Annotated in this window: 15 protein-coding genes and 1 pseudogene; 12 read left to right on the forward strand and 4 right to left on the reverse strand. The window is 69.2% G+C overall.

All coding sequences use genetic code 11. The features are described from left to right. Positions 1 to 257: 257 nt before the first annotated feature. The 9 genes and pseudogenes from QAD21_RS11600 to QAD21_RS25360 all read left to right on the forward strand — a co-directional run bounded on the left by QAD21_RS11600 (position 258) and on the right by QAD21_RS25360 (position 9,709). Positions 258 to 869: a DUF6676 family protein gene (locus tag QAD21_RS11600; protein WP_065632173.1), complete on the forward strand. Its 612-nt coding sequence runs from the start codon at positions 258 to 260 to the stop codon at positions 867 to 869. Positions 870 to 1,241: 372 nt separating this feature from the next. Continuing rightward, entirely contained in the window at positions 1,242 to 2,756 is a 1,515-nt protein-coding gene (locus tag QAD21_RS11605; RefSeq protein WP_065632228.1) for an NlpC/P60 family protein, read from the forward strand. A gap of 185 nt (positions 2,757 to 2,941) precedes the next feature. Further along, positions 2,942 to 4,140: pseudogene (locus QAD21_RS11610) on the forward strand (MoxR family ATPase). Then, entirely contained in the window at positions 4,130 to 5,068 is a 939-nt protein-coding gene (locus QAD21_RS11615) for a DUF58 domain-containing protein (protein WP_058250392.1), read from the forward strand. Before QAD21_RS11610 ends, QAD21_RS11615 begins: the two are co-directional and overlap by 11 nt. A gap of 4 nt (positions 5,069 to 5,072) precedes the next feature. Further along, the gene (locus QAD21_RS11620; protein WP_068971571.1) at positions 5,073 to 6,041 is read left to right on the forward strand and encodes a VWA domain-containing protein; all 969 of its coding nucleotides are present in this window, start codon (positions 5,073 to 5,075) and stop codon (positions 6,039 to 6,041) included. 87 nt (positions 6,042 to 6,128) lie between these two features. Beyond that, the gene (gene fabG1, locus QAD21_RS11625; protein ID WP_065632177.1) at positions 6,129 to 6,863 is read left to right on the forward strand and encodes a 3-oxoacyl-ACP reductase FabG1; all 735 of its coding nucleotides are present in this window, start codon (positions 6,129 to 6,131) and stop codon (positions 6,861 to 6,863) included. A gap of 88 nt (positions 6,864 to 6,951) precedes the next feature. Continuing rightward, a complete protein-coding gene (inhA, locus tag QAD21_RS11630; RefSeq protein WP_065632178.1) occupies positions 6,952 to 7,791 on the forward strand; it encodes an NADH-dependent enoyl-ACP reductase InhA in 840 nt (279 codons plus the stop codon). Continuing rightward, on the forward strand, positions 7,788 to 8,912 hold the full coding sequence (locus QAD21_RS11635; protein WP_065632179.1) for a ferrochelatase: 1,125 nt from the start codon (positions 7,788 to 7,790) through the stop codon (positions 8,910 to 8,912). The genes inhA and QAD21_RS11635 overlap by 4 nt, the downstream gene beginning before the upstream one ends. Before the next feature lie 452 nt (positions 8,913 to 9,364). Continuing rightward, positions 9,365 to 9,709: a hypothetical protein gene (locus tag QAD21_RS25360; RefSeq protein ID WP_307814748.1), complete on the forward strand. Its 345-nt coding sequence runs from the start codon at positions 9,365 to 9,367 to the stop codon at positions 9,707 to 9,709. Between the two features lie 163 nt (positions 9,710 to 9,872). On the opposite strand, the gene QAD21_RS11645 is transcribed toward QAD21_RS25360, so the two are convergent. Next, a complete protein-coding gene (locus QAD21_RS11645) occupies positions 9,873 to 10,727 on the reverse strand; it encodes a serine/threonine protein kinase (RefSeq protein WP_065632180.1) in 855 nt (284 codons plus the stop codon). Positions 10,728 to 10,876: 149 nt separating this feature from the next. Here QAD21_RS11645 and QAD21_RS11650 point away from each other — a divergent pair, with 149 nt between their 5' ends. From QAD21_RS11650 to QAD21_RS11660, 3 genes are all read left to right on the forward strand, one after another. After that, on the forward strand, positions 10,877 to 11,704 hold the full coding sequence (locus QAD21_RS11650; RefSeq protein WP_068971570.1) for a DUF3097 domain-containing protein: 828 nt from the start codon (positions 10,877 to 10,879) through the stop codon (positions 11,702 to 11,704). Positions 11,705 to 11,786: 82 nt separating this feature from the next. After that, complete coding sequence (locus QAD21_RS11655; RefSeq protein ID WP_065632182.1) at positions 11,787 to 12,215, forward strand: NfeD family protein; 429 nt, start codon at positions 11,787 to 11,789, stop codon at positions 12,213 to 12,215. A 45-nt stretch (positions 12,216 to 12,260) separates the two neighbouring features. Then, on the forward strand, positions 12,261 to 13,493 hold the full coding sequence (locus QAD21_RS11660) for an SPFH domain-containing protein (RefSeq protein WP_065632229.1): 1,233 nt from the start codon (positions 12,261 to 12,263) through the stop codon (positions 13,491 to 13,493). 7 nt (positions 13,494 to 13,500) lie between these two features. Here the strand turns inward: QAD21_RS11660 and QAD21_RS11665 are convergent, their stop codons facing one another. From QAD21_RS11665 to QAD21_RS11675, 3 genes are all read right to left on the reverse strand, one after another. Continuing rightward, positions 13,501 to 14,139: a hypothetical protein gene (locus QAD21_RS11665; RefSeq protein ID WP_065632183.1), complete on the reverse strand. Its 639-nt coding sequence runs from the start codon at positions 14,137 to 14,139 to the stop codon at positions 13,501 to 13,503. Beyond that, positions 14,136 to 14,738 carry a hypothetical protein gene (locus tag QAD21_RS11670; RefSeq protein WP_068971569.1) on the reverse strand — a complete coding sequence of 201 codons (603 nt, stop codon included), beginning with the start codon at positions 14,736 to 14,738 and terminating at the stop codon, positions 14,136 to 14,138. Before QAD21_RS11670 ends, QAD21_RS11665 begins: the two co-directional genes overlap by 4 nt. 82 nt (positions 14,739 to 14,820) lie before the next feature. After that, positions 14,821 to 15,603: a TVP38/TMEM64 family protein gene (locus QAD21_RS11675; RefSeq protein ID WP_068971568.1), complete on the reverse strand. Its 783-nt coding sequence runs from the start codon at positions 15,601 to 15,603 to the stop codon at positions 14,821 to 14,823. Between the last annotated feature and the right edge of the window lie 138 nt (positions 15,604 to 15,741).

Genomic DNA, 15,741 nt, shown 5'->3' on the forward strand with positions numbered 1-15,741 from the left:
CGGGCTGCGCCGGCACCATCGGATGTCCGCGAGGGCCACCCGCGACAACGTCGTCCAGTCTAACAGTACGAGCGTACTGTTACCAAGCTCGGGCCGGGACACGCCGGATCGGACCTGCCGACACCGGAATACCCAGACGAGTCCATTGTGTCGTACGGTGCAGGGCGGGGTTCGGCGAGGAGACACTCGACGCCGGCGCGATACCGCCCGTCAACGTGCACGCAACCCCGGGTGATCTCGAGAGGCAGGGGTGGCGGATGGGTCCGCAGGCGACGACGCTGGTGCTGGCAGCTCCCGCGGAGAACAACGAACTCACCGGACTCGTCGGGGTCGACATGGGTGAGCTGTCGCGGGACATCGCCGACGACGGCGTGGCGGGGGCGACGCCCGAACAGTTGCCCGGCATGCTCGAGGTCGTCGAATACGCCCAGTCGAAGGGCCATGACGTCAGCTTCGTGGTCATCGACCAGGTTCAGCCCCGGTTCACTCTCTACCGCGACGTCGCGAACCAGTTGCAGGAACAGGTCGGCGGCACCGTCATCGTGCTCGGCCCCAACTCGGTCGGCAGCTCGTCGCCCGAATTCAGCCGGGTGGTGCAGGAACAGGCCACCGACGGCCTGACCCTCACCGACCCCGCGGGTGCGGCGCGACAGATGATCGACACGATGACCGGTCCCAACGTGGACTGGACGATCGTGGGCCTCCTGCTGATCCTGGTCGTCGCGGGCGGAGCCGTGCTCGCCCGGCTCCGGCAGGTCCGCACCCGCAAGAACCTGGCCGCCGGTCCGCTGGGACCCGTGCGGGCCACCGCCGCGGAGTCGGATGACTCGTCGGCACCACGTCGCGAGCCGACCGCTTCCGGCCGGTAGTACGCAGGCCAGGGCCGCCTCGGCCGGCCGGCGATGCGGCGGGCGGGCCCGGCTCCTGGCACCTCGTTCTCGCGCGGCGGGGACCCTTCACGGCGTGTCTTCCGGTCTGTTGCCAATTCGAGACCTTGACGACCGTTCGATCTTTCGCCAGTTCACGGCATTTTCGCAGGTAATCACGCCTTTGTAATTCGCGAACACGGTTTTCTCGTGTGGTTGATGTGACGTACGGTTCTGATGTCGCGTGTGATGCCTGTGTTCTCTACAGGGTCCGATGTGGCGGAAGTGCAGTGCGTGATCGCCGCGGGTTCAGACACCCCGGACGGTCGCCGGACCGGGGATCGGAAGATCCCCGCGAATCGCGAGGAGTTCCAGGTGAGGCGAGGAAGAACTGGTGCGTCATGGCCGGCGCGCGTCTCGGCGGCCCTTGCTGTCGCACTCGTCTGCGCGGTCGGCGCGGGTCATGCCGACGCGGCGCCCAAGAAGACGCCCGAGTCGCCCATCTCCGGTCTGATCAACCGGATCGCGACGGTCAACCAGGACATCGCCGACCTCGACCAGGCGCTCGCGTCCCGCCAGGAGAACGTGAACCGATCGATCGTCGACTTCCAGAACTCGCTCGCGCAGCAGCGCCTCGCCACGGTGGCCGCGCGTGGAGCACGCACCGAACTCGACCGATCGAGCAAGGCCGTCGTCGACGCGCAGAAGGAGTTCGACCGGTTCGCCCGCCTGGCGTACCAGCAGGGGCCCGAGCAGGGTTCGATGTCGAACTACGTTGCCTCCGAAGACCCGCAGGGCGTCCTCGACCGCATGAAGCTGATCGATCAGGTCGGCAAGAAGCAGCAGGAGATGATTCGACGGCTGCAGGTGGCCCGCAACCAGAAGGCCAACCGACTCGCCGCCGTCGAGGCCACCCGCCGGCAGGCGTCGTTCGCGGCCAAGAGCGCCGAACAGCGCAAGACCGACGCCATGGCGGCGGTCACCGAGGCGAAGGCCGCCATCGCTTCGCAGCAGAAGCGCAAGGCCACCCTGATCGGGGAACGCGACCGGGTCCAGAAGCGCCTCAACACGATTCGCGGATACGTGCCGAAGAAGACGGTCGAGGGGCCGTCGGCGAGCGATCTGCTCTCGAACCTGTTCCCGACGGAACCGTCGGCCGAGGGGGCGCTCAAGGCGCTACCCGCCACGCCCGCCACCGACAACCAGGCACTGGCCGTCGCGGCGGAGGCCGCCGCGCGCCTCGCCATCGACGTCGGTTCGTCGATCCTCGCCGGTCTGGTCGGGCAGCAGCAGTTGCCCCAGTCCGAGTTGCTGAACGAGCTCGGCATCGGTGGTGCGGACATCACCGGCAGCAGCGGTGGCGACACCCTCAGTGCGCGACTCGGTTCGGGAAGCCTCGGCTCTCTGTTCGGCAGTTCCTCCGGCGGCGGCGGGGGCGGGGGCGGCGTCGTCCGACCCGGGCTGCGCGGTCCGCAAGCCGTCGAGATCGCCGTCAACCGTGCGCTCTCGCAGCTGAACGTGCCCTACGCCTGGGGCGGTGGCGACGCGAACGGCCCGACGCAGGGAATCCGCGACGGCGGTGTGGCCGACAGCTACGGCGACTACAACAAGATCGGTTTCGACTGCTCCGGCCTGATGATCTACGCGTTCGCCGGCGTCGGGATCGAACTGCCGCACTACACCGGTTACCAGTACACCTCGGGACCGCAGTTCCCGCTGTCACAGATGCGACGCGGCGACATGATCTTCTACGGCCCCAACGCGAGTGCGCACGTCGCGCTGTACCTCGGCGACAACAAGATGGTCGAGGCACCGCAGTCGGGTGACGTGGTCAAGGTGTCCCCGCTGCGCACCAACGGTGCGATGCCGAACGTGGTCCGTCTGCTCTGAGGCGTGGTGGTTCCGGCGGCAGCTGTGAACGACCGACACCCGTCGAGTCTTCTTGGCACCTTTTCAGCCGGCACGGCTAGGCTGGCACAGACACGCGGGGTCGACGCCTGCGCGCTGCGCGTTCGCGCCGCCCGTGGGCCCTCGCGGTTCGACGGAACAGCAGTTCAGAGGAACAGGAGCACGGGTTGACCGAATCGCACTCCCTCGGCAAGGCGGCCACGGGGGATCCCGCGGCGGCAGGAGCGGACGGCTCGGTGCTGAGCGACGCCGACGTCGCCCTGCTCGAGCGGGCCATCTACGAGGTCAAGCGCGTCATCGTCGGCCAGGATCAGCTCGTCGAGCGCATTCTCGTCGGTCTCCTCGCGCGCGGACACATCTTGCTCGAGGGCGTGCCGGGTGTCGCGAAGACGCTCGCTGTCGAGACGTTCGCCCGCGTCGTCGGCGGGTCGTTCTCGCGAGTGCAGTTCACCCCTGACCTCGTGCCCACCGACCTGATCGGTACGCGTATCTACCGTCAGGGCCGCGAGGAGTTCGACACCGAGCTCGGCCCGGTGGTCGCGAACTTCCTGCTCGCCGACGAGATCAACCGCGCACCCGCGAAGGTGCAGTCGGCACTGCTCGAGGTGATGGCCGAGCGGCACGTCTCGATCGGCGGCAAGACGTACTCGATGCCGGATCCGTTCCTGGTCATGGCGACGCAGAACCCGATCGAGAACGAGGGTGTCTACCCGCTGCCCGAGGCGCAGCGGGACCGCTTCCTGTTCAAGGTCCTCGTCGACTACCCGTCAGTGGAGGAGGAGCGCGAGATCGTCTATCGGATGGGCAACGTCCCGCCGACCGCCTCCCAGGTTCTCGACCCCGCCGCGATGCTGCGCCTGCAGCGGACCGCGGCGAACGTCTTCGTCCATCACGCGCTCGTGGACTACGTCGTCCGGGTCATCAACGCCACCCGCCGGCCGCCGAGCTGGGCCTGAACGACGTCGCGTCGTGGCTGTCCTACGGCGCGTCGCCTCGTGCGACGCTGGGCATCGTGGCCGCGGCCCGCGCCCTGGCGCTGGTCCGCGGACGCGACTACGTGATCCCGCAGGACGTCGTCGAGATCATGCCCGACGTGCTGCGGCACCGCCTCGTGCTGTCCTACGACGCACTGGCCGACGAGATCGATGCCGACCAGGTCATCGCCCGCGTCCTGCAGACCGTCGGACTGCCGCAGGTCGGCGCGCAACCGGTGCCGCAGGGGCAGTACCCGCCCGGACAGCAGCACGCGCCCAATCCCGGACACGGGCCGAATGGGTATGCGGGACAGCAGGTCCCGCAGTCCGCCGGTCCGATGGACCCGAATTCGGCCCCGGCGAACCGGAATTCACCTCAGTATGGCGGCTAATCGGGACCTACCGCGTCTCGGCGCCGGGCTGCTCGACGAGGCGCAGCTGACGGCGGCGCTGAAGATGCTCGAGCTCACCGTGCGGCGCAAACTCGACGGCGTGCTCCAGGGCGAGCACCTGGGTCTGATCCCCGGACCGGGTTCGGAGCCGGGGGAGGCGCGGGCCTATCAGCCGGGCGACGACGTCCGGCGGATGGAGTGGTCGGTCACCGCACGCACGACCCAGCCGCATGTCCGGCAGATGATCGCCGACCGGGAACTCGAGACCTGGCTCGTCGTCGACGCCTCGGCCAGCCTCGACTTCGGCACCGTCGACTGCACCAAGCGCGACCTGGCCGTCGCCGCGGCCGCGGCTCTGGTCCACCTCACGACCGGCGGCGGCAACCGGCACGGCGCGCTGGTGGTGACCGGTGACGACGTGGTGCGGGTACCGGCCCGTGCCGGGCGCGCGCACGCCCAGAACCTCCTCAAGACCATCGCCACCACGCGACGCAGCTCGCCCGGCGTCCGGGGTGACCTGAAGGCGGGGATCGAGGCGCTCCGACGGCCCCAGCGCCGTCGCGGCCTCGCGGTCGTCATCAGTGACTTCCTCGGCCCGATCGACTGGGAGCGCTCGCTGCGCGCCATCGGCGCACACCACGAACTCCTCGCGGTCGAGGTCCTCGACCCCCGCGATCTCGACCTCCCGGCGATCGGGGAGGTCACCCTGGCCGACGCGGAGTCCGGGGAGATCCACGACGTGACGATCACCGACGACCTCCGGCGCGACTTCGCGGCCGCGGCGCGCGCACACCAGCAGCGGGTCCACCGCACTCTGCGCAGCTGTGGCGGCGCGATCCTGACGTTGCGCACGGATCGGGAGTGGATCGCCGACACCGTCAAGTTCGTCGCACAACGCCGCCGCGGTCTCGCGGCGGGGGTGGGGTAGGTCGATGCTGTCCAGTCCCTGGTGGTTGCTCCTGCTCCTGGTCGTGGCGCTGCTCGGCGCCGCGTACGTCTACATGCTGCGCCGGCGGCGGCAGCGTGCGCTGACCTTCGCGAACCTGGACCTGCTGAAGTCGGTCGCGCCCGCGGACCGTAGTCGTCTGCGGCACCTGCCGATCGCACTGCTGATCGTCTCGCTGATCCTGTTGACGGTCGCGCTGTCCGGGCCGCAGGCCGATCGCAAGGTGCCGCGCAACAAGGCGACCGTCGTCCTGGTGATGGACGTGTCGCGGTCGATGAACGCCACCGACGTGTCGCCGTCGCGGATCCGCGCGGCGCAGGAGGCGGCGAAGAAGTTCGCCGACGAGCTGACCGAGGGCATCAACCTCGGACTGATCTCCTTCGCCGGTACCGCCGCCAGCCTCGTGTCGCCGACGCCGGATCACAACGCCACCAAGGTCGCGGTGGACAAACTGCGGCTCGACGACAAGACGGCAACCGGGGAGGGCATCTTCGCGGCCCTGCAGCAGATCAGCACGTTGAACGCGGTGCTCGGCGGGACCGAGGGCGCACCACCTGCGCGGATCGTACTGCTCTCCGATGGTAAGGAGACCGTCCCGGACGACCCCGACGACCCGCGGGGTGCCTTCACCGCGGCCCGGAAGGCCAAGGAGGAGAAGATCCCGGTCTCCACGATCTCCTTCGGTACCCGGACCGGCACCGTCGAACTCGAGGGCGACCGGGTGCCGGTGCCGGTCGACGACGACTCGCTGCGCAAGATCGCCAACCTGTCCGGTGGCGACTTCTTCACCGCGGCCAGCCTCGACGAGTTGAACAAGGTCTACGAGCAGCTCCAGGACGAGATCGGTTACGAAACCCGTCGAGGGGACAATTCGAAGCCGTGGCTGGTCGCCGGTACGTTGTTCGCGCTGGTGTCGGCGTTCGCCGCGCTGGCCATCAACCGCCGGCTGCCCTGACGCGGACGTGTCCGGGGTGTGCCGCCGTGCGCCCCGCCCCCCGACCGCGTGTCACCCCCGCAACGAGAACGGATAAGTTGAACACCCATGACGGCAGCTAGCAACGAAGCGCAGAATCCCTCCCGCTCGGTCCTGGTGACCGGCGGCAACCGCGGAATCGGCCTGGCCGTGGCCCAGCGACTGGCAGCCGACGGTCACCGGGTGGCGGTGACGCACCGCGGTTCCGGAGCCCCGGACGGACTGTTCGGCGTCAAGTGCGATGTCACCGACTCGGAGTCGGTCGACCGCGCCTTCGCCGAGGTCGAGGCGCATCAGGGTCCCGTGGAGATCCTCGTCGCCAACGCGGGGATCACCGAGAACATGCTCCTCATGCGACTGTCCGAGGAATCCTTCGAGAAGGTCCTCGACGCGAACCTCACCGGCGCGTTCCGGTGCGCCAAGCGCGCCACCAAGGGGATGCAGCGCGCCAAGTGGGGCCGGATGATCTTCCTCGGCTCGGTGGTCGCGATGTCCGGCATCCCCGGCCAGGTGAACTACGCGGCCTCGAAGGCGGGCCTGATCGGGATGGCGCGCTCGATTGCGCGTGAGATCGGCTCGCGCAACATCACCGCGAACGTCGTGGCGCCCGGGTTCATCGAGACGGACATGACCGCGTCGATGGAGGACCGCTACATCGAGATGGCCAAGCAGGCGATCCCGCTCGGCCGAACCGGCAAGCCCGAGGACGTCGCGGCGGCCATCAGCTTCCTCGCCTCCGACGAGGGCGGTTACATCTCCGGTGCGGTCCTGCCCGTCGACGGCGGGATGGGCATGGGGCACTGAAACTGCCGAGCGCGGTCGCACGGCTACTGACCCGCACAGCGCAGTCGTAAGGCACGTCAATCAACGTCGAACTCAGGAGCACATCTTCGTGAGCGGAATCCTGGACGGGAAGACCGTCCTCATCACGGGCATCATCACCGATGCGTCGATCGCCTTCCACGCCGCCGCCATGGCGCAGGAGCAGGGCGCCACGGTCCTCATCACCGGCATCCCGGAACGGCTCCGGTTGATCGACCGGATCGCCAAGCGGTTGCCGAAGGAGGTGCCGCCGGCCATCGGGCTCGACGTCACCAACGAGGGCGATCTCGGCGCGCTCGCCGGGAAGCTCGCCGAGCTGGCGCCGCAGGGCATCGACGGCGTCATGCACTCGATCGCCTTCGCGCCGCGCACCTTGATGGGTCCCGAGGCCAAGCCGTTCCTGGAGGGGCCGGGCCCCGACGCCGCCAAGGCCTTCGAGATCTCGGCGTGGAGCTACGCCTCGCTCGCCCGCGCCGTGCTCCCCGCCATGAACGAGGGCGGCTCCATCGTGGGCATGGACTTCGATCCCCGCACCGCGATGCCGTACTACAACTGGATGGGTGTGGCGAAGGCCGCGCTCGAGTCGGTGAACCGGTACGTGGCGCGCGAAGTGGGCAACGCGAAGAACATCCGGTCGAACCTGGTGGCCGCCGGCCCGATCAAGACCCTGGCCGCGAAGGCGATCGCGGGTACCGCGACCGATGACGCCAAGCAGCTCAACATGCTCAACGAGTACTGGGACGGCGCGTCCCCGATCGGCTGGGACGTCGACGATCCCACCGTCGTCGCGAAGTCGGTGTGTGCGCTCCTCAGCGACTGGCTGCCGGCGACCACCGGTTCCATCGTCTACGTCGACGGTGGCGCCAGCCACAACACCTGGTTCCCGGAGGGCATGACCACCGGCTCATGAGTTCGCCAGCACCGGGGGACACCGCGCCCGTCGATCCCGCTCCGTTCGATGCCGTCCTGTTCCTGTCGTTCGGCGGACCGGACGGGCCCGAGGACGTGATGCCGTTCCTGGAGAACGTCACTCGCGGTCGGGGAATCCCGCGCGAACGGCTCGAGTCGGTGGCCGAGCACTACCTGCACTTCGGCGGCGTCTCACCGATCAACCGGCTCAACCTCGAGATGATCGATGCCCTGCGTGCCGAGCTCGACCGACGTGGTGTCGACCTCCCGGTGTATTTCGGCAACCGCAACTGGCACCCGATGGTCGAGGACACCCTGGCCGAGATGTACCGCGCCGGTCATCGCCGGATCCTCGTGTTCCCGACCTCGGCGTGGGGCGGCTACTCGGGGTGCCGGCAGTATCACGAGGACATCGACCGGGCGGTGACGGCGCTTGCCGACCGTGAACCGACGAGCCGCGAACCCGACGGTGCGGTGGTGCTCCGCAAGCTCCCGCAGTACTGGTCGCATCCGGCGTTCGTCGCGGCCGGGGCCGACGCGGTGAGCCGCGCTCTGGACGCACTCGGGCCCGGCGAGGAGCCGCCACGGCTGGTGTTCACCGCCCATTCGGTCCCGACCTCGGCCGATGAGGCGTCGGGTCCGGCGGCCGACGGCGGGAAGCTGTACTCGCGCCAGGTGCTGGCGGCGTCGCAGGCGGTCGCCGACGAGCTCGGCGTCGCCGACTTCGATCAGGTCTGGCAGTCACGGTCGGGTCCACCGCAGATCCCGTGGCTGGAGCCGGACATCTGTGACCATCTGGAGAGCCTTGCCGCGGAGGGTGTTCGACGGGTGGTCGTCTACCCGGTCGGGTTCATCTCCGACCATCTCGAGGTGATCTGGGATCTCGACAACGAGGCCGCGGAGGTCGCCGAGCGCCTCGGCCTGGACTATGTCCGCGCCGACACCGTGGGTCCCGATCCGCGGTTCATCTCGATGATCGGCGAATTCGTGGAGGCCTACGCCGGGGGCTTGGGCGACCTGTCGGCGATGGGATGCGGAGACAACGGCAGCACCTGTCGAGACCGGTGCTGTGTGCCCGCGGCGCGGCCTAGATCTGCGGCGAGGCCATCTGACCGCGCGTAGATTCACTGGCTTTGTTTGCCTTCATAACGATTTGATATAGGAACGGTCCATAATGTGATCTGCGCCTCAGTCGAAATGAAACTCTCGTGGCACGCGCATCTGAATCGGGGTGCGAACGTGAGAGAGAAATTTCCATGGCAGAAGGACCACTGAGGCTCGAGATAGATTTCCTCGGACCGATTCTGAAGACACTTTCCACCGGCTCCGCGGACGGTAGCAGCGAGCCCGTCAACTGAGATCCGTTTCCGCTGTGGGCTGCGTTGACGACGTAGCCCACAGCGGCGTGATCTCTCCTTTGTGCGCGTGTATCAACAGTGTTGACCGCGGAACGACTACTCATCCCAGTTGATCTCCGACCTGCTACGCAGCTACTCGCACGAGCGGTCGAGGACATTCCGTTGTATCGATGGGTGTTGGGTGACCACCTCCCGGATCTCACGCTGCGGGAATGGTTGGCCGAGATCTTGGTGCGGCCTTATCTCAACGCCGGCTGCGTATTGGGTTCCTTCCAGAACGAGCATCTCGTCGGAATTCTGATCTGGCATCCCCACGATGTCGAATTGTCGCCCGACGGCGAACCGCCGCTCGGCCCGGCTGATTTCGTCCGGGTCGCGGCCATTCCCGGACTCCGCGAACGGCTGATCGAGTTCCTCACCAGCCCACAATTGCCCTCCCCGGCATCGGATGCCGTCGATGTGCGGATCGCGGCGATTGTTCCCGAAGCTCGTGGTGGCGACGCTCTCGTTCGCATGATGCGCGAAGTGGAACGGTTCTGTGTCTCTGCGGCCCGGCCGTAGTACGCCTGGACCGGCTCCGCTCGGCTGCGGGACTGGTTCGTCCACGAATGGGGGGCGACGTTGTTCGCCACCGAACAGCGGAATGGACTCGATCTGTACGGCGTCGTGTCCGACCGTCCGCCGCGGCTCCGGGAGTGACCTTCCGGCGGTGGCGGCCCGGGTCCTAGCGTCGCAGTAGCTCGAGGATCGTGTGATTGACCGCCGCCGCCCGTGCGGTCCGCGTCAGCGCCTGGAGGCCCCGGAGCGTCGCGTCGCCGGAATCCCATTGTCCGGCACTGTCGCCGATCTCCACATTGCGCGCTCCGGCGAGGTCGACGATCGCCTCGACCTGTGCCGCCGTGTCGATCAGGCGGGTGGAGCGCGCGTCGAGGAGGTGCGGGGGCAGGGCGACCCGATGCCTCGAGGTGAGCGCCGCGAGTTCCGTACGGAGGTCGCTCGCGTCGGCCGACCGGCGTCCGCCGAGCCCGCCGATGATCGTGGTCGCCTCTCGAACTGCTTGCCGCAGCTCGTATTCCAGATCACCGGCACTGGGTCCCGCGGATACGAGATGACCGAGGTCGAGGGTCGCGTCGTAGCGGTAGGCCGACCACGTGCACGTGACGAACGGTGGATCGGCGGTGTCGGCGGCGAACTCCGGTACGAGCGCGAGCGTGCCGGCGCCCGCCGCGTCGTCGACGAGCAGCACCTCGCCCGCGCCGAGTGCGGCCGACGTCGCGACATGCGGTGGGAGTCCCTGCGGATCACCCGTGGAGGGCAGGCGGACGACGAGGCGTCGAGCGGGTCGCAGCAGCGCGAGCAGATCGAGCACCCCGTTCGCCGAACCCGTTGCGGGCGAATTCTGTTCGGCCCCGGCGACCCCGCCGTCGGGCCAGTGCAGGAGGTGCCGGTCGGCGGATTCCGCCAGGGCTTCGATCACGTCGTCGGGGGAGCACCGGCCGGTGAGCCAGGCGGCCGACCACGCGCCGAGGGCGCACGTCGGCCACGCGACGGTGGCGGAGAGCAGGCGGCTGCGTTTCATCAAGAAGCCAGGATACCGGCGAGGCCGGTGGGAGCCGGGCGTGGCAACCCCGCGGGCGGGCCCGCGGGGCATACGGTGTGTGCGCCGCCCGACCTGTCCATCGCGGCGGCGTGATCACGAGATGACCGATCGAGAGATGGTGGTGTGCGATGGATGACCGCTACGGACGCGATGTGCTCTCCCAGCACCGTCGGGCGAAGCCGCGTCCCGCGGAGGTCGCCGCGGATCGCGATCTGGTCGTCGAGGACGCCGCCACCGGCTTCTGCGGTGCGGTCGTCGGGCTCGAGAAGAGCTACGCCGGCGATCTCGTCCGGCTGGAGGACCGGCGAGGTCAGACGCGGGTGTTCCTGATGCACCCCGGCGCGTTCCTCATCGACGGTCGGCCGGTGACGCTCGTACGGCCGCGCACCAGGGGCCCGCAGCAGCCGGCCATGACGGCGTCGGGATCGCGAGCCGCACCTCGCGCCCGCGCGCGGACCGCGCGCGCCAGCCGGCTCTTCGTCGAGGGCGTGCACGACGCGACACTCCTCGAGCGCGTGTGGGGTGACGACCTCCGCGCGGAGGGCGTGGTCGTCGTCAGCCTCGACGGCCTCGACAACCTCGAGGCGGCACTCGACGAATTCCAGCCGGCACCGCATCGCCGGGCCGGTGTCCTCGTCGACCATCTGGTGGCGGGTTCCAAAGAAGCACAACTCACCGCCGAGGTCGGGGAGCACGTCCTCGTGTGCGGGCATCCCTACATCGACGTCTGGGAGGCGGTGAAGCCGGCGTCGGTGAAGATCCCGGCGTGGCCGCACATCCCGCGGGGCACCGACTGGAAGACCGGGGTGTGTGCCGAGCTCGGCTGGGGGGACCCTCGTGACGGCTGGCGCCGGGTGTTGGGCGGGGTGAGCAGTTTCCGGGATCTCGAGGTCGATCTGCTGCGGTCGGTGGAAGAACTCATCGATTTCGTGACCGCGGCCGAAGCGCCCAGGTGACGCACACGGCCTGACGCCCACCGGGGCCCACCCGCGTCGTGAGCGCCGAAGGCGGTTCGGACATCTCTGGCAGACTGGACCCATGAGCGCCCTGCTGTGGTTGGCGGCCGCGATCGTCCTGGTGGTCGCGGAGATGTTCGGTGGCGAACTCGTCCTGCTCATGCTCGCCGGGGGCGCATTCGCGGCCGCCGGTGTCGATTTCGCGTTCGAGACGCCGCTGTGGGTCGAGGGGCTGGTCTTCGCGCTCGTCTCGGTGCTGCTGCTGGTTGCGGTCCGTCCGATCGCCCGTAAGCACATGCTGAACCGTCCGGCGGTCCTGATGAACACCGAGGCGCTCGAGGGTCGGCCGGCGGTGGTGACCGAACAGGTCGACGCCCGTGACGGACGCGTCAAGATCGGCGGCGACGTGTGGTCGGCCCGCACGATGGACCCGACCCAGGTGCTCGAACCCGGAACCCACGTGACCGTCGTGGAGATCGACGGCGCGACCGCGGTGGTGTGGCGCGCCTGAGTGTGCCGCCGCGACACCGCCGAACGACAACGCTGGAAGGTGACCATGGAGTACGAGATCTTCGGCCTGACCGTCATCGTTTTGCTCGTGTTGCTCGTGGTGGTGATGCTGGTCAAGTCCGTCGCCCTCATCCCGCAGGCGGAGGCCGCGGTCATCGAGCGACTGGGCCGCTACACCCGCACCGTGTCCGGCCAGCTCACCCTGCTGTTGCCGTTCATCGACCGCATCCGCGCCCGCGTCGACGTCCGTGAACGAGTGGTGTCGTTCCCGCCGCAGCCGGTCATCACCGAGGACAACCTGACGCTGTCCATCGACACCGTCGTCTACTTCCAGGTCACCAATCCCCGCGCCGCCGTGTACGAGATCGACGACTACATCGCCGGCGTCGAGCAGCTGACGATCACGACGCTGCGCAACGTGGTCGGCGGGATGACGCTCGAGGAGACCCTGACCTCCCGCGATTCCATCAACGGCCAGCTGCGCGGAGTCCTCGACGAGGCGACCGGCCGCTGGGGCCTCCGGGTCGCGCGCGTCGAGCTGAAGTCGATCATGCCGCCGCCGTCGATCCAGGAGTCGATGGAGAAGCAGATGAAGGCCGACCGCGAGAAGCGGGCGACGATCCTCTCGGCCGAGGGCCAGCGCGAGTCGGCGATCAAGACCGCCGAGGGAAACAAGCAGTCGCAGATCCTCGCCGCCGAGGGTGCCAAGCAGGCCGCGATCCTTGCGGCCGAGGCGGATCGGCAGTCGCGCATCCTGCGGGCGCAGGGCGACCGCGCCGCGTCGTACCTCAACGCCCAGGGTGAGGCGAAGGCGATCGAGAAGACCTTCGCGGCGATCAAGGCGGCCAAGCCGACCCCGGAACTCCTGGCCTACCAGTATCTGCAGCAGTTGCCCGAGATGGCCAAGGGCGAGGGCAGCAAGGTGTGGGTGGTGCCGTCCGACTTCGGTTCGGCCCTCCAGGGTTTCGCGAAATCCTTCGGTGTCCAGGGAGACGACGGCGTGTTCCGGTACGAGCCGGCCGACTCGCCGCCCTCGCCGATCGACGACTCGGAGACCGAGGACTGGTTCTCGATGGCCTCCGATCCCAAGGTCGCCCAGGCCGTCGCCGAGGCGGAGGCGGTGGCCCGCACCCCGGTCGCGCCCGAGATCACCGCTCGTGCGTCGCGCGCGTCGCGCCATGCGTCGCCGGTGGGGTCCGAGCCGGCCGAGCTCACCGATGGTGCGTGGTCCCAGCCCGTACAGCCCGAGGAGCCGGGGCCGGCCGAGCCCACGACCTGAGAACGGCTCAGCGGATGAGGTGCTCGACGCCCGCCATGCCGACCGCCCACATCACCGAGGCGAAGGTGCCCATGATGAACTGCTCGGCCGCATGCGGGGCGCGCAGCTCGGGGTAGCGGGCGAGGCTTTTCACGGCCAGGATGATCGCGAGGCCTTCGGGCCACCCCGCCATCAACGTGGTGACGACCGCGAGGCGTTCGAGGTATCCGATCACCCGGCCGCCGCGCAACGGCCCGGCTTCGGCTGGGTCGGCCGGGTCGGCCGGGGCGGGCGCCGGGGAGTCGGGCGCGTCGGTGTCGTCCCCGGATCCGTCATCCGGCGACCCCTCCGGATCGGGTCCGGGCCCCGTGCGCTGGCCGACCCCGCCGGCGACGAGGACCGTCCGGACCACGGGTCCGCCGCCGGTGACCGCCGCGAGCGCGGCGACGACCGGGACGGCCGAGGCGAGGAAGCCCGTGGCGGGCGCGGCCACGGCGGCGAGGACGGCGGTCACCCCGGCCAGGACCAGCAGGACGACGGCTCCGATGACGTCGAGTCTGCGTACGACGGACACCGGCGCGTGGTTGCGCTTCTTCCGCGTCGCGAGCGCCCAGGTCGGCGTCGCCAGCGCGGTCAGGAGAAGAAGGGTGATCGCTGCGGTGGTCATGCCGATCCTCCGGACGGGAGTCGGTCGGCCTCGGCGAGCGCGTCGGCGACGAGGCCGAGGGAATCGGATTCCAGATCCCACGCCGCGGTCCGCAGCCGTTGACTCATGGCCTGTGGCGTGATGTCGAGTGCGGCGGCGGCCTCGACCTGGGTGAGGCCGCGACGCATCAGCTCCACCGCCTCCCGGCCGGCGGCACTGCGCGCGGTGATCACGTCGGCGATGAGACGGCCGGCCGTCTGGGCGTGACGGGACCAGCGAGTCTCCGGGCCGCGGACACAGAGGGGGACCCGCTGCCGCTTGGCGGCCTCGACGGCGTCGCGAGCGTGGACGAAGGCGGGCCCGCGCCCGGCCCGGGTGGACGGGGGGAGAGGCTCGTCGACCGGTCCGGCGCCGATGCCGACACTCCAGTGACCCTCGGCGGTGAGTTCGACGGCCAGTCGGGCGGCCGTCACCGGATCAGCGAGGACTCCCTGGATCTCGTCGCCCGCGGTACGTTCGAAGGCCCGTACGGTCTGGACCGTTGCGAGAGCGGTGAGGATGGCGTCCACCCGGTCGATGTCGCGGCGACTTCCGCGTTGGTCGACGGTGAGTACGAACATCACTCAAGGCTATGCACTTGATCGCTGTGAATCAAGTCCCCTGACTGGATGGGATCGCGCTAGGTGACTTGATCCTCGGGGATCAAGTCGCTGCGCTTGTCGCGTTCGACGACGAGACCGGCAGGCGGGAGTCGAGCACCAGACCGGCGATGCCGATCGCAAAGAGGCCACCGGTGACCGCGAGCTGAAGGGGATGCGTGTCACCGGTCAGGGAATCGCCCAGCATGACCACCGCCGCGGTGCCGGGGGCCATGCCGAGGATGCTGGCAATCGCGTACGGCACGAGACGCACCGAGGACAGTGCCGAGCAATAGTTCGCCACCGAGAACGGGCATGCCGCGATGAACCGCAGCGACCCGACCGCCAACCAGCCACGACGCTCGAGCCGGTACTCGACGGCACGGACCACCGGTGCCTTCAGGTACGGCTGCACGCGGTCGCGTCCGACCCTGCGGACCAGGACGAAGGCTGCCACCGCCGCCACCGACGAGGCGATCATCGCCCCCGCGAAACCGACCAGCGGTCCGAAGAAGATCCCGGACATCACCGTGAACGTCGACCGCGGGATCGGGGCGATGGTGACGACCGCGTAGGCGAGGAAGAACAACCACACGAAGGCCGGTCCCAGATCCGCGCCCCAGTCGCGGACGCTCGAGATCGAGGGCAGCGGGACGAAGTAGGACGCGGCCAGGACGGCGGCGAGGAGCACGGCGGCGACGAGAGCCCGGCGCAGGATCCGTCGATCGGCCCGACGACGGCCCGACGTCGGCGGGTGACCGTCTCCGGCGCTCGCCGCGTCCGCGATCTCCGCGTCGGCCGCGGTCGGGCCGGCGACATCCTCGCTGACAGCGGATCGATCGGGCACCCGGACACTCTACGCTGGGCCCAGCGGTGTACCGGGTCCCCGAGTGCGCCACGTCACGCCGACCTCGACGCCGAGCCGAGCGAGCGATCGGCTAGTGTCGTGTACGCGCTCATCACAGTGCATTCACGGAGGTGTGCT

The organism is Gordonia sp. SMJS1, from assembly GCF_029866425.1.
Classification (GTDB): Bacteria; Actinomycetota; Actinomycetes; order Mycobacteriales; family Mycobacteriaceae; genus Gordonia; species Gordonia hongkongensis.

Excerpts from the sequence above, each read along its gene's own strand:
- QAD21_RS11615 (WP_058250392.1), top strand. The coding sequence starts at position 4,130 with ATGGCGGCTAATCGGGACCTACCGCGTCTCGGCGCCGGGCTGCTCGAC.
- QAD21_RS11645 (WP_065632180.1), bottom strand. The coding sequence starts at position 10,727 with ATGAAACGCAGCCGCCTGCTCTCCGCCACCGTCGCGTGGCCGACGTGC.
- QAD21_RS11600 (WP_065632173.1), top strand. The coding sequence starts at position 258 with ATGGGTCCGCAGGCGACGACGCTGGTGCTGGCAGCTCCCGCGGAGAAC.
- QAD21_RS11660 (WP_065632229.1), top strand. The coding sequence starts at position 12,261 with ATGGAGTACGAGATCTTCGGCCTGACCGTCATCGTTTTGCTCGTGTTG.
- QAD21_RS11665 (WP_065632183.1), bottom strand. The coding sequence starts at position 14,139 with ATGACCACCGCAGCGATCACCCTTCTTCTCCTGACCGCGCTGGCGACG.
- QAD21_RS11650 (WP_068971570.1), top strand. The coding sequence starts at position 10,877 with ATGGATGACCGCTACGGACGCGATGTGCTCTCCCAGCACCGTCGGGCG.
- QAD21_RS11635 (WP_065632179.1), top strand. The coding sequence starts at position 7,788 with ATGAGTTCGCCAGCACCGGGGGACACCGCGCCCGTCGATCCCGCTCCG.
- QAD21_RS11670 (WP_068971569.1), bottom strand. The coding sequence starts at position 14,738 with ATGTTCGTACTCACCGTCGACCAACGCGGAAGTCGCCGCGACATCGAC.
- fabG1 (WP_065632177.1), top strand. The coding sequence starts at position 6,129 with ATGACGGCAGCTAGCAACGAAGCGCAGAATCCCTCCCGCTCGGTCCTG.
- QAD21_RS11655 (WP_065632182.1), top strand. The coding sequence starts at position 11,787 with ATGAGCGCCCTGCTGTGGTTGGCGGCCGCGATCGTCCTGGTGGTCGCG.
- QAD21_RS11620 (WP_068971571.1), top strand. The coding sequence starts at position 5,073 with ATGCTGTCCAGTCCCTGGTGGTTGCTCCTGCTCCTGGTCGTGGCGCTG.